Raw genomic sequence first — 12604 nt, forward strand, 5'->3', positions numbered from 1 at the left:
TAGTAGATGTTTACCCGGAGTATAAAGCATTAAACGTCGTCAACCTCGTCATCAGCTTCAATCACCGCGTATTGATCGTCAGCTTTTTCTGTAAAACGGTTATAACGAGCTTTAAATAAGCCAAACATATACTGAACCATTACTTTCAGAAGTGCGTAAGTCGGCAGGCCGATCAACACGCCGATAACGCCGTACAGATGAGCAGCTGTCAGCAGGACAAAAATGATGGTGACCGGGTGAATCTGCAGCGATTTCCCCATGATTTGCGGTGAAATAAATTTACCTTCTAACAGCTGGACCACTGTCCAAACGAGGGCAAGCTTCACCACCATAAACGGTGAGGTCACGATGGCGATGATGATGGCTGGTGTGATCGCAATGACCGGGCCAAGATAGGGCACCACACTTGTAACACTGGCAATCGCCGCCAATAAAAGAGCATAATCAAGGCCGATAATCAAAAAGCCGATATACATCATGATACCGATACAAAGACTGACTAGCATTTGCCCTTGAATGTAAGAACGGAGCTGCTCATCCATTTCAATTAGCATAGCGCCTGTACGGCCGCGCATTTTTGGCGGCAGCACGTGTAAAAAACCGCTGTACAGCTTATGGCCGTCTTTTAACAGGTAAAACAAAATAAACGGCACAGTTACAAGAGATACGATAAAATTAGTCAGCGTGGCAATAACGTTCGTAATACTGTCGAGCGTATGGCCGGCAAAATCAGAAAAGTTTTGCGTAATCGAACCGAGAAACTGCTCAGCGTTCGTCTGCATATTTTTTGAGATTTCCATATACTGTGCTTCAAATGGAGAATTGCGTGCCCACATATCGATATCCATGCCGAGCTGGCGGGCATAGCTTGGAAAGGAAGCAATCAGCGCTTCTGTCTGATCCCGCAAAAAAGGCAGGATGGTGACAAGCAAAATCGTAATTAAACCGGACAGCGCCACAAAAACAATTAAAATTCCCCAGCCGCGCTGTATTTTATAGCGCTGCAGCAGATTCACAAGCGGGCTTAGCAAGTAGTAGCCAACAATGGATAAAATAACGGGGAGGGCAACCGTGCCGATAAAGCCCAAAATCGGGTCAAAAATAAAGGAAACCTGGGCATATACCATAATAATAAGCCCGAGCAAAAGCGCAAGGCTCAAGACGAATAGGGCTGTGCGTCCGCCTAAAAAACGGACGAGCGGGGATTGTTCATTCATTCGGGTCCACTCCTCTGGCAAATCACAAGGGCGAACGAAGCTGCCTTTGATTCCTTCTATTATACAATAAGAAGGGAAAAAACACGCATTTGTTGATTTTCTGAAAACACTATTTTTAAAGGAACTGCCAGTTTTTCTCTTATAATAAAGAAAAAAAGGGGAGCTGTTTTATGCACATTTTGCTTGTACTGGCAGGTTCCGTATTAGTTGCCATTGCGTACAACTTCTTTTTGATTCCACACGAGATTTTAAGCAGCGGCTTAAGCGGCATAGCGATTATGCTAGGTATCGTCACTCCGCTTAATACGGGATTGCTGAACTTCTTATTAAATCTACCGCTGCTTGTGCTCGGTGTGATGAAACTTGGCAAGAAATTTATTGCGTACACGATTTTATCGGTTGTCTCGCTGTCTGTGTTTCTTTATATGGTTCCGGTCACGCAGCTGTCGACAGAACCGATCCTGTCTTCTTTGTTCGGCGGTGTGTTAACCGGTGCCGGTGTAGGCCTGACTTTCCGGGCATCTGCTTCATCAGGCGGTTTCGATATTATTGCGATGCTGCTGGCACGCAAGCGGGACTTCCCGCTTGGTACACTTCTGTCAATTATGAATGCAGTTGTTATTATCGCGGCAGGCTTCCTGTTCAGCTGGGACGCAGCGCTCAGTACGCTTATTGCCATTTACGCTACTGGTAAAGTTGTCGATACCATTCATACAAAGCATATTAAACTCACATTGCACATTGTCACCTGTAAAGGCGATGAGCTTTGTGCGAAAATGCTGAAAAACCTGTACCGCGGCATTACCGTCACGGAAGCAAAAGGTGCATACTCCGGCGAAAGCCGCTCCGTCCTCATGACTGTCATTACCCGTTATCAATTAAATGAAGTGAAACAGATGATTCAGGAAGTCGACCCCCATGCGTTTGTGAACATTACGCAGACTGTTGAGGTAATGGGGCTGTTTCACCGCGAATAAAAAACCGATCCGCCAAAAGCGGATCGGTTTTTTATATTGCCCTTTTTATATAATAAAAGCATGAACGAGTTCATGGAGTAACAATTTTTCCTGTCTGATCAAATTCTGTCCAGCCTTCTGCAAGTGGAGGGTGATTCATTCCTCTGCTGATTGTCCTTCCTCCATTCATACGCGGATCATCAAAAACAAACAGTAAAACTCTGTCTTGTGATTTATCATACATATATTGATATCTTATCTTTTTTTCATCTTTAAATTTGTAAGAAATTTCCCATCTTCCTTGTTTGGAATCCCTGGATGATCTTTTTTTCCATACTTTGCTTTTATCGATTCCTTGTAATTTCATATACTCGTTTATCCGGGCCTCTGCAAGTTTTTCGTGGGCAGGATATTCAATATACCAATACAGAGTACTTCCAATCGTAAAAATGAGTAGAAAAATGGTTATTTTGAACCGTTTCATAATATAGCCTTCTTTCGTTCTTTACTTTCTTGCTTTGGTACAAATGAAAAGCAGGATGAGCGTCCGGCAGAAATAAAACAATCAAGATCACTTGCCATCTTGCTATATTTATCACCCCAATTTGCTTTTTTGCTGCCTAAACGGGTACAAGGCCTGTCTTTAGAATAGCGAGCAAAAATAAAAAACAAAAAGCCAGGCTGTTTAACCCAATGCTGATAAGTACAGTCCATCCTCTTTTTCTTAAAAGAGCACAAAGAATACCAAGCAATGAAAACAGCCCCCATTAAAAAATGGAGAATTCACCGAACGTATAGAAAAAACACACCGCTCATTATAAGAAAAGAAAATATAATATTTTTCATTAAAAACTCTCCTTTAGTGTAAAAATACACTAAAGGAGAGTTTTTGTAAATGGGTATTTTTAAAATTAATTTTATTCGTACGAAAAAGCCTGCCGGATCAAACCGGGCAGGCTTCTGCTTTTATAAAATCTCTGTTACTTCCCGGTCAATCAAGCTGGCGCCTTTAATCGCCACAAGGGAACCGGTCGCAGCGGCAAAAACATCAGATGCGATAATCGCGTTCATCGCCTGCTCCACAGCTGAGGCATTTACCGGCTCAACCGGCGTATCGATCGTCATGCTCGACGTACTGCCCCCTGTTGTGGTGAACTGAAGCTGCAAGGTTTTAGCCATCATCTATTCCTCCTTTCTTGTGTAGCATAACTTCTTTTTACTCTTGAATTGTCGATGTGTCATTTCGCTCAATCGATGCAAGCGGTCGTGCAGACAGTCCGGCAATTGCCGCAGCGGCAGCACTGAACTGGTCAGGTGTAGCATCCGGCTTGACGTTTGAATATGTTTTCGTTTGAAACAGCTGTTTGCCGGCTTCATCGATGCCATTGTCAAAGACGAGGCGCATGGAAGATTTCATTAAGGTCGCTTGTGCCATTGTTTTCCCCTCCCTTCACCTTTTATGTACAAAAGATAGGAAAAAATCGATACCCTAATATAAAAAATAACAGCCCATCTGCTTCCAGCAGGAAAGGAAGCGAACATAACCGAAAAGGGAAGAGGGGCTCAATACAAAAAAGCCATCCCAAAGAAAAAGGATGGCCCGCTCTTACACGTTTGCTTCACGTGCTACGATCAACTCAATTTTATTGAGCTCTTCCGGAGAAAAATGAAGGTTGTCGAGTGCTTTCACATTTTCTTCAATCTGGCTCACTTTGCTGGCGCCGATCAGGGCAGAAGTGACGCGTTCACCGCGGAGCACCCAGGCAAGCGCCATTTGGGCAAGAGACTGACCGCGCTCTGCTGCTATATCGTTCAGGGCACGAATTTGCGCCCGGACTTCGTCGGTAATCCGGTCTTTTTGCAGGAAGCCGGTATTTTTAGCGGCCCGGGAACCCTCCGGTACATCCTGTATATATTTATTGGTCAGCAGCCCCTGGGCCAGCGGGCAAAAAGCGATGGACCCGATGCCGTTTTCGTCCAGTACATCCTGCAGGCCGTCTTCAATCCATCGTTCAAATAGGGAATAAGACGGCTGATGAATCAAAATCGGTGTACCAAGATCTCGGGCAATTCTGGCCGCTTCAGCCGTTTGTTCGGCGGAATAGCTGGAAATCCCGACATACAGTGCTTTCCCCTGACGAACAAACAGATCGAGCGCACCGATGGTTTCTTCAAGCGGTGTATCCGGGTCCGGCCGGTGTGAATAAAAAATGTCGACATAATCAAGATTCATCCGCTTTAAGCTTTGGTCGAGACTGGCGGTTAAATATTTTTTCGAGCCCCATTCACCGTAAGGGCCCTCCCACATATAGTAGCCGGCTTTGGTTGAGACGATCATTTCATCACGATACGGAGCGAAATCAGTGCGCATGATTTGGCCAAACATCGATTCAGCGGAGCCTGGCGGCGGCCCATAGTTGTTCGCAAGGTCGAAATGCGTAATCCCGAGATCAAACGCCCGGCGCAGCATAGCCCGTCCGTTTTCAAACGAATCAACGCCGCCAAAATTATGCCAGAGACCTAGTGAAATGGCAGGCAGAAGCAGACCGGATTTTCCGCTTCGGCGGTACTGCATGTTTCCTTTGTATCGATCAGGACTTGCCGTGTAACGATCCGTATTGGTTAAGTAGGACATATTCAAAATCTCCTTTGTCTTATAGTCTATTCTTAGTGTAACGCTTTCATTTTTCACTGAAAAGTAGTGAAATTTTTAAAAGGTAATATGGTATGGTATAGGTACTATCGAAAAGATAGTAAGGAGGATGCGTATGAAAAAGGAAGAGCTGATCATTGAATGTTCAATTGAAAGGGCCCTGAATATCATTGGGTCCAAGTGGTCTTTTTTAGTCCTGCGGGAACTGTTTTGCGGAACGAAGCGGTTCGGGGAACTCGAACGCGCTGTACAGGGGATCAGTCCCAAATCGCTGACCGATACGCTCCGCCATTTAGAAGCGAATGACATCGTTGTACGAGACGTGTATCCGACTGTACCGCTCCGGGTCGAGTATACGTTAACAGAAAAAGGACAGGATTTTCATAAAATAATTAAAGAAATGAAGCTGTGGGGGGCAAAATGGGGCTGAGAGGGCAGAAACGGCCATTTTCGGCCTTACAGTAAAAAGCAGCCTCCTCTAGAAGCGGGGCTGCTTTTCTCTTATTCTTTCATTTTATCGGGCAGGTTTTGAATAGACTGAATGACACCATCAAGCTTCGTTTCAATCCGGTACAAAAGATAAAAAGTCACGGCAACTGGAAAGCCGACGTCTTGAATAAGCGGCAGCACCGTCTCCATCAAACAATCCCCCCTTTCTAGTCGTTATATACAAGAAAGAAAGGAAAATCGAAACCCATTTACATAAAAAAACACGGTGAACGTGCCCTTCACAGGGTAACAGATTCATAGATTGTTGTTCGGGCGCGTCCTTTACGCTTCGATGTATAAAGGGCTTCATCTGCTTTTCGTATTAAAAGAGACGGCTGATCACCAGGCTTTGGCGTAAGAATGGCACCCCCAACACTTACCGTAATGACGCCATGATCATGATTCTCATGCAAAATGCCAAGATGTTCAACGGCACACCGGATCCGTTCAGCGAGTTCAAATTCCCGCACACTCACCTCTGGCAGCAAAATAACGGCCAGTTCCTCCCCGCCGTAACGTGCAGCGGCAGCCCCGGCTTCTTTTGCAATTTCGTCTACGACTTTCGCCACACGCTGCAGTGCCCTGTCTCCAGCATCATGACCGTACCGATCGTTATATTTTTTAAAAAAGTCAATATCAAGCAAAAGAAGGGACATCGGCCTTTGGTCATCTATCGCCCTTTGCCAGGAAAGCGCCAGTACATCGTCAAAGTAACGCCGGTTGCCAATGCCAGTTAAGCCATCACTGAAAGACAAGCGCCGCAGCTGCTCATTGGTCCGCCGCATTTCCTTTTCTGCTTCCAGGCGGAGAGCGTGCTCTTTTTGAAGGTCGCCTGCCATATCGTTATAGGCTCCGCACAGCTCGCTGAATTCTTTTGACGCATTCACAAACACGTCATCCTCAATTCGATGGCTGTAATGCCCCCGGCGCAAAATGGCTGTTCCTTCGAGAAGAGCTTGAAGCGGCTCGGTCATTTGCCCAATGAGGCGGCGTATAAAAAAATAAGAGATAACAAAAACCAGCAGCAAAATAATCCCCATGAAAAAGAGCGTATCCCGGAATGGCTGTTGGATTTCAGCAGTGGATACTTCGCTAATCAACACCCATTCATCTCCATTAATCCACGTATACTGGCCGATCGATTCTATCCCATTTGCATTTCTATACGATTCGGTTCGTTTTTTTCGCTTCAGGGCGTCTTGAAACAGCTCGGTGTTTTTTAAGGAAGCAGGAAACGTACGGGAAGAGGCACTGAGGACAGTCCCTTTTTTGTCCACCAGGTATACTGTGCCTGTTTTTCCGTATGCAAAGTCGCCGACAATATGGCGAATATCATCTGCCAGAACAATGCCAGCGAGAATGCCGCCAAACCGTCCATTTTCTTTTGTAACAGGAGCGGAAAAAATGATCGAGCGAATGCTTTTTTCCCCAATCAGCCGTACACCGGTTGTAAACGTATGCCACTCCATACCTTCCCGGAAATAAGGTGTATTGGACACATTGATTTTCCTTGTTTCTGCCTGCGGATTTGTGTTGTACAGGATGCGGCCGCTGCTGTCTGCGTAAAACAAGTCGTAAAACAGCGTGCGGTTGCTGCCAAGCAGCTCAAGCTTTTCATAAAATCCTTTATCGGCATTCGAAGCTTCCGGCAGCTCGCTCAAGTAATTGATATCACGTATCAGCTCGTCCTGCCATTCACTGATCAATTCGTTTTGCGCCTCCAGTACTTTTTCCAAATTCCGAAGGGCATCTTCTTCACGCTGCTCTTGAACAAAAATCAATAAAGGGAAAATAGATAGCAGTCCGCCGAACAAAATAAGGGCGGTAATACCAGTAAAAAAGCGTCCTTTAAGCGTCTTTGTTATCCAGTTGTACACTCGTGAAAAGGGCTTCATATTTTCTCCCCCCCACTGTCTCTCTCTTTTTTTATTGTAACAAATTCACTGGAAGGGTATCGATTTTTCTTCCACTTTTGTACATAAAAAGAAAAGGAGTTTTTCTTATGACCAAGCTGATTGAACATGAACGGCCGCTTTTGATTTTACCGGAGCTTGCAGCTGATATTGGCTTAAAAGAAGCAGTGGTGCTGCAGCAAATTTATTATTGGACAAGCAAAAACAAGCACGTGATTGACGGGAAAAGCTGGGTGTACAATACGTACGAAGACTGGCAGAAGCAATTTCCTTTTTGGAGCGTCGCAACCATTACCCGAACGCTGAAAAGTCTGGAGAAACAGGGACTCATTCAAACCGGCTGTTTTAATACAATGGCTTTTGATCAAACAAAATGGTATGCCGTTTGTCTGGATGCAATCAGTCAATTTGCCCGGGCGGAACCGTCAGATAGCCGGATGGATCCGGTCAAGCTGAACAGCCCAATACCAGAGAATAACCAACAAAAAATAACAACAGCAGATTCTTTTTCTTTTTGGGGGGAGCGTGCTCGCTTTGAAGAGCGGCTTGGTAGAAAAAAGGTGGAGGAAGCTTTTTTAATTGCAGGCGAAAAAGGCATCACTTCCTGGTCGTACATACGCAAAATTTTGTTGAACTGGGAAGAAGAATACCGCTCAAAAGGATCACATTGGCATTAAAAAAAAGCAAAAAAAAAAAACGGAAAAAGAATGAGGAAGCTGTTTGGTTTTGTTTTATGCTTCAGGCAGAAGATCGGTCCTACAAACGGCCTGACACAGGCAGCCTGGTTGAACAGCTACAATCACTGGTTCTATGGATCTTATTATATGTTTGTGTGTTATATGACCTATTTTCTTTTTGCGGAAAAGAGTGTGTTGATATTTTTGTGAAAAAAAGACTGTTTATTTTGAAACTTTTATCCTTTTTTATTCGTATTCATTTTTGACTAATAGTATAAAGGAACTGAATAGGAAAAATATTTACTGTGGAGGAAATAACGTGAGACACAGCGTAAAAAGAAAAATGGTGATTGCTTTTTCAATGATCGTTCTGCTGGCCTGCCTGATTATTTCAGTAGTCAGCTATTATTCAGCTGAGCGGCTGGCGAAGGATTCACTCAGCAGTGTGACGGAAAACATTGTCGGCCGCGCAGCGAACATAGTTGATGTGGAACAGTATGAGGAAATAACTGTTCAATCGGGTGAGACAGCTTATTACGAAGAGCTGCGCGCTGCTTTAAACGAATTAAGAGAAACGACGGGATTGGATTATTTATATACAATGTCCCGGGAGAAAGAAGGAGATCAATACCGCTATTACTATGTAGTCGACGGTATGCCGAAAGGGGATGAAAACGCGTCTGCTCTCGGGGAAAAAGAAGAAAACACCCAGTACTATCCAATGATGGACAAAGTGTTTGAAACCGGGGAAGCTCTGACAGAAATGAGCAGCTCTGATGATTATGGAGCGCTTGTTACAACGTATATGCCCATTAAGTCCAATGATGGACAGGTGATTGGCTTCGTTGGTGCTGATTTTAACGCGAGTGAAGCATACAAAACGATGCAGGACAACAGAATTCATTTGATCATATGGACACTCGTGATCCTGACCGTCAGTCTGCTTGTGATTTTCGGATTTGCCCATTATTTGACCAATCCGTTAAAACGCCTGACGAGAGAAGTAGAGCGCGTGAAAAGCGGGGATTTATCTTTCTCTCGTATTGAGTCCAGCTCGAAAGATGAATTTGGTGTGTTAACCGAGGCGTTTTATGGGATGGTTCACGACTTAAGACAGGTAATTGGCGGAATCAACCGCAACGCGGATCAATTGGTGAAGACGTCCGGCGGTCTGTTAAACAGCGCGCATGAAATCAATAAAGGCAGCCGTCAGGTTACAGCGTCGATGCAGCAAATTGCTTCAGGCACAGATATTCAGCGCAGCCGGTCTGAAGAAGGGGCCCGGGTAATGGCTGAGCTGTCTCGGGGCATTCAGCATGGGGCAGCTTCGAGTGCAGTTGTTTTTGAACGGGCTTCTTTAACGCTGGATGAAGCTGAAAGCGGATTTCAAAAAGTGACAGATGTCGTCGGGCAGATGAACAGCATTCAAGAATCAGTCCGACAGTCAAGTGAGGCAATCCGGCAGCTTGAAAAACAATCGGCTGAAATAACGGATATTCTTCATGTGATTCAGGAGATTTCCTCTCAAACAAATCTTCTCGCCTTGAATGCGGCCATTGAAGCGGCACGGGCTGGAGAACATGGAAAAGGCTTTGCGGTTGTAGCCGAGGAAGTACGCAAATTGGCCGAGCAGTCGGCGCAGTCAGCCAAGAACGTATCAACACTGATTGCCAACATGAGTAAAGATACAGTTCGATCCGTTGACACGATGAATGTAGTAGTAGATAAAGTACAGGACGGCATTTTGATTGTACAGGAAGCGGGAGAATCGTTTGAAACGATTTTATCTTCAATCAAAGAAATTACACGCCAGACCGAGGAGGTGTCCTCCGTGTCCGAAGAAATGTCTGCTTCTTCCGAGGAATTTGCGGCATCTGTCGCTGATTCCGTGCATGTGGCTGCACAATCAGCAGACAATACAAAAAAAGTGATGGCGATCACACTTGATCAAAATGAGCTGACAAGCCACATGTCAGATTCAATCCACTCTCTGGCCGAGATGTCAGCAGAGCTGGAACGGCTGGTGCAAAAGTTTAAAATATAAAATAAGTGGCACTCTTTTTACAGAGTGCCGCTTATTTTGTTTAAATACGACGGTTTTCCACGCTTTTCATCCGGTTTTGATCATCAGGCAGCCGGCTTTTGTCCTCCAGGCGCTCGTTTTTTTCGATTTGAATCTGCTTTGTGTTTTCTTCAAACCGTTCATCATACGTTTTTTTCTCCACAGGTGATCACCCCTTTTGAGCAGTGTCCCCGTTTTGGCCAATGGTATGCGCAATTTGCTGTCCGTTTTGGATGCAGGCGCCGATGCCAACGCCGAAGTATGAACAGCCGGCCAGGTGAAGGTGCGGGTGATACCTGCTGAGTTCAGCGGACAGTCCCGCTACTGCCTGGCCGTGACCGAGATGGTAGTTTGGCATCAAGTCCGTCCATGGCGTCACTTCTACCGTCACGGGTGCTTCATGAATGCCAAGGCTTTTTTGAAGATCCGAAAGTGCCACCTTTACAAGTTCTGTTTCGCTTAGGCGTGCAAGAGAAGCGTAGTGCGGGTTCGTACTTTTATAAAAAAATCGAACGAGCAAATTCCGCTCCGCTGATGTATGCATCCACTTGCGGCTCGTCCACGTGCAGGCATCACATGTTAAATCGGTGCCGTCTGTGACAATAAAGCCTGTGCCATCTGACGGCAGCTGCTCATCCGGCAGGTGAAACCCTACATAAACCGAAATAAGCGACGAATTTTTCAGCTCGTTAAAGTGGAGATCCAGTGCCGGCTCATTCAAAAGCTTTTGGGCCGCATCATGTGGAATTGCCAGTACAACATCATCAGCTTGGATCAATTCACCATTGTCGAGCGAAACGGAAAGCAGGCCTTCTCTTTTTTCAAGACGTATGACCTTCGTGCCTGTTAAAATGCGGGCCGACGGAGACCGCTCTGCAAGCCGATCGATCAAGGTGCCCAGTCCGCCCTGAAATGAAATGAATTTTTTTCGCGCTTTGTCACCGAGAAATTTCTCTTTGTTGGCGGAAAATCCTTTGATAATGCTGCCATATTCGTTTTTATAATCAAGCAGATACGGCAGGGTCGATTTCATCGTTAAATTGCTCAGACTTCCGGAATAAACGCCGGAGAGAACGGGGGCAATTTGCCGTTCGACGATTTCGGAGCCGAGATAGTATGTTAAAAAGTCACCAACCGAGTCGTCGGGTCCAAACGGATTGTCCGTTTTTTCCAAGTCCAGCAGCGCTGCTTGCTTGCCTTCCTCGGATAGAAGAGTGCTTTCGTTCAGTGATTCGATGCTTGTTGGAATACCAAACACTGTTTCTTCCGGGATTTTATGCAGGGTGTTATCTGTATATAAATACGATACACCTGTTTCGTTATAAACAAGCTCTGTCCCAAGCTCCAGTTCTTCTATAAGCGGCAGCACGCCGGCATTTCGGGCAACGATCGAATCTGCGCCAGTTTCAATTGTAAAGCCGTTTTCTTTTACTGTCCTGATTTTGCCGCCGAGCGTCTCGTTTTGTTCTACGAGCACAATGTTCCAGCCTGGCTGCTCCTTTGACAGGTGATAAAGTGCGGTCACGCCAGTGATACCACCGCCGATTATAACAACTGTTTTCATGATTTCATCTCCTCAAGACGATGATAGCACTTTTTCAACTGTGGGCTGCAGGTCAATTTCAACATTTCCTTTAACAGCGCGGCTGATCATACAGGATGATTCTGCTCTTTCTGCGAGCCGGTGCGCTTTATGGATATCTGCCTCTGTTGCATTTGCCGAAAGCACGATATGCGGCTTATGAACAATGCGCTCGTACGTAATGACACCATTGGTGACATCGACAATCCCTTCTGATGTCATCGTCAGAGACTGTTTGGCGAGGCGGCTTCGCTCCATCATGGCGGCAAGCGTAATAATATAGCACGTAGCCGCTGCGCCGAGCAGCATTTCGTCCGGGTTGGTACCAATACCGGGACCGTCCATTTCAGGCGGGATTGATACATCTGTTTTCAGCTGTCCGGCCTCGATTGTACCGCTGTCGTTTCGTCCGCCGGGCCAGTCGGCGGTTAACGTAAATACATGCTTTGCCATCCTTTTCACTCCTTTTGTACAGTGTAAAGCATTTGGGGGAAAATATCGGGAGAGACGCTTTTGCTTCCTGTTTATGTTATATTTTGGAGAAGTAAGGAGGAGTGAATATGATGTTAGTGAGCTCGTGCCTCGCGGGCATGAAAGTGCGTTATAACGGAACAGACCGGCTGGATGAACGCATCCGCCAGCTTGTTCAGGAAAAAAAAGCAATCATGGTGTGTCCGGAATTGCTCGGTGGATTCCAAACACCACGCCCGCCGGCAGAGATCGTCGGCGGCACCGGGGAAGATGTGCTCGATGGACGAGCAAAAGTGATAAACAAGTTCGGACACGATGTAACCGATATGTACGTGGCCGGTGCAATGAAAACACTTCAAACGGCACAGGAGGTTGGAGCAACAACTGTTGTGTTAAAAGAAAACAGCCCGTCGTGCGGCAGCAGTGAAATTTACAACGGAAGCTTCTCAGGTGAAAAAAGGGCAGGAGCGGGTGTCACAACAGCCCTTTTGCGGCGAAATGGTATTCGTGTTTTGTCGGAGGAAAAGATGGCAGAGGCGATACGCGATCATTTCGAGTAAAAACGATAAGGAAAACGGAAGGAT

15 protein-coding genes are annotated in these 12604 nt (G+C 45.8%); 5 read left to right on the top strand and 10 right to left on the bottom strand.

Annotated features, from left to right (window positions below):
* Positions 1–29: 29 nt before the first annotated feature.
* Positions 30–1217 carry an AI-2E family transporter gene (locus tag VP97_RS02390; RefSeq protein WP_050180063.1) on the bottom strand — a complete coding sequence of 396 codons (1188 nt, stop codon included), beginning with the start codon at positions 1215–1217 and terminating at the stop codon, positions 30–32.
* Between the two features lie 170 nt (positions 1218–1387).
* On the opposite strand from VP97_RS02390, the gene VP97_RS02395 reads away from it, so the two are divergent.
* A complete protein-coding gene (locus tag VP97_RS02395) occupies positions 1388–2194 on the top strand; it encodes a YitT family protein (protein WP_050180064.1) in 807 nt (268 codons plus the stop codon).
* A gap of 70 nt (positions 2195–2264) precedes the next feature.
* On the opposite strand, the gene VP97_RS02400 is transcribed toward VP97_RS02395, so the two are convergent.
* The 4 genes from VP97_RS02400 to mgrA all read right to left on the bottom strand — a co-directional run bounded on the left by VP97_RS02400 (position 2265) and on the right by mgrA (position 4808).
* Entirely contained in the window at positions 2265–2657 is a 393-nt protein-coding gene (locus VP97_RS02400) for a DUF3139 domain-containing protein (RefSeq protein WP_050180065.1), read from the bottom strand.
* A gap of 482 nt (positions 2658–3139) precedes the next feature.
* Positions 3140–3352: a DUF2922 domain-containing protein gene (locus VP97_RS02410; protein WP_050180067.1), complete on the bottom strand. Its 213-nt coding sequence runs from the start codon at positions 3350–3352 to the stop codon at positions 3140–3142.
* Between the two features lie 37 nt (positions 3353–3389).
* Positions 3390–3608 carry a DUF1659 domain-containing protein gene (locus VP97_RS02415; protein WP_050180068.1) on the bottom strand — a complete coding sequence of 73 codons (219 nt, stop codon included), beginning with the start codon at positions 3606–3608 and terminating at the stop codon, positions 3390–3392.
* A gap of 171 nt (positions 3609–3779) precedes the next feature.
* On the bottom strand, positions 3780–4808 hold the full coding sequence (gene mgrA, locus VP97_RS02420; RefSeq protein WP_050180069.1) for an L-glyceraldehyde 3-phosphate reductase: 1029 nt from the start codon (positions 4806–4808) through the stop codon (positions 3780–3782).
* 133 nt (positions 4809–4941) lie between these two features.
* Here mgrA and VP97_RS02425 point away from each other — a divergent pair, with 133 nt between their 5' ends.
* A complete protein-coding gene (locus VP97_RS02425) occupies positions 4942–5256 on the top strand; it encodes a winged helix-turn-helix transcriptional regulator (protein ID WP_050180070.1) in 315 nt (104 codons plus the stop codon).
* 71 nt (positions 5257–5327) lie between these two features.
* Here the strand turns inward: VP97_RS02425 and VP97_RS02430 are convergent, their stop codons facing one another.
* Together VP97_RS02430 and VP97_RS02435 are read right to left on the bottom strand one after the other, a co-directional pair.
* Positions 5328–5465, bottom strand: a complete 138-nt coding sequence (locus VP97_RS02430) for a YvrJ family protein (RefSeq protein WP_050180071.1) — start codon at positions 5463–5465, stop codon at positions 5328–5330.
* An 89-nt stretch (positions 5466–5554) separates the two neighbouring features.
* A complete protein-coding gene (locus tag VP97_RS02435) occupies positions 5555–7210 on the bottom strand; it encodes a sensor domain-containing diguanylate cyclase (protein WP_050180072.1) in 1656 nt (551 codons plus the stop codon).
* Positions 7211–7317: 107 nt separating this feature from the next.
* Here VP97_RS02435 and VP97_RS02440 point away from each other — a divergent pair, with 107 nt between their 5' ends.
* Together VP97_RS02440 and VP97_RS02450 are read left to right on the top strand one after the other, a co-directional pair.
* On the top strand, positions 7318–7905 hold the full coding sequence (locus VP97_RS02440; RefSeq protein ID WP_050180073.1) for a DnaD domain-containing protein: 588 nt from the start codon (positions 7318–7320) through the stop codon (positions 7903–7905).
* Positions 7906–8224: 319 nt separating this feature from the next.
* Positions 8225–9949, top strand: a complete 1725-nt coding sequence (locus VP97_RS02450; protein WP_050180075.1) for a methyl-accepting chemotaxis protein — start codon at positions 8225–8227, stop codon at positions 9947–9949.
* A 40-nt stretch (positions 9950–9989) separates the two neighbouring features.
* On the opposite strand, the gene VP97_RS23650 is transcribed toward VP97_RS02450, so the two are convergent.
* The 3 genes from VP97_RS23650 to VP97_RS02460 are packed head-to-tail and all read right to left on the bottom strand — an operon-like array spanning position 9990 to position 12002.
* The gene (locus VP97_RS23650) at positions 9990–10130 is read right to left on the bottom strand and encodes a hypothetical protein (protein WP_156153386.1); all 141 of its coding nucleotides are present in this window, start codon (positions 10128–10130) and stop codon (positions 9990–9992) included.
* Between the two features lie 6 nt (positions 10131–10136).
* Positions 10137–11531 (bottom strand): protoporphyrinogen oxidase, encoded by a 1395-nt coding sequence (gene hemG / locus VP97_RS02455; protein WP_050180076.1) that lies wholly within the window; start codon positions 11529–11531, stop codon positions 10137–10139.
* 12 nt (positions 11532–11543) lie between these two features.
* Positions 11544–12002, bottom strand: coding sequence for an OsmC family protein (locus VP97_RS02460; protein WP_050180077.1), 459 nt, complete (start codon positions 12000–12002; stop codon positions 11544–11546).
* Between the two features lie 107 nt (positions 12003–12109).
* Here VP97_RS02460 and VP97_RS02465 point away from each other — a divergent pair, with 107 nt between their 5' ends.
* Positions 12110–12580, top strand: coding sequence for a 2-thiouracil desulfurase family protein (locus tag VP97_RS02465; protein ID WP_050180078.1), 471 nt, complete (start codon positions 12110–12112; stop codon positions 12578–12580).
* Positions 12581–12604 lie beyond the last annotated feature (24 nt).

Origin of the sequence: Domibacillus robiginosus (assembly GCF_000966195.1) — a bacterium.
GTDB classification, from domain to species: Bacteria; Bacillota; Bacilli; order Bacillales; family Domibacillaceae; genus Domibacillus; species Domibacillus robiginosus.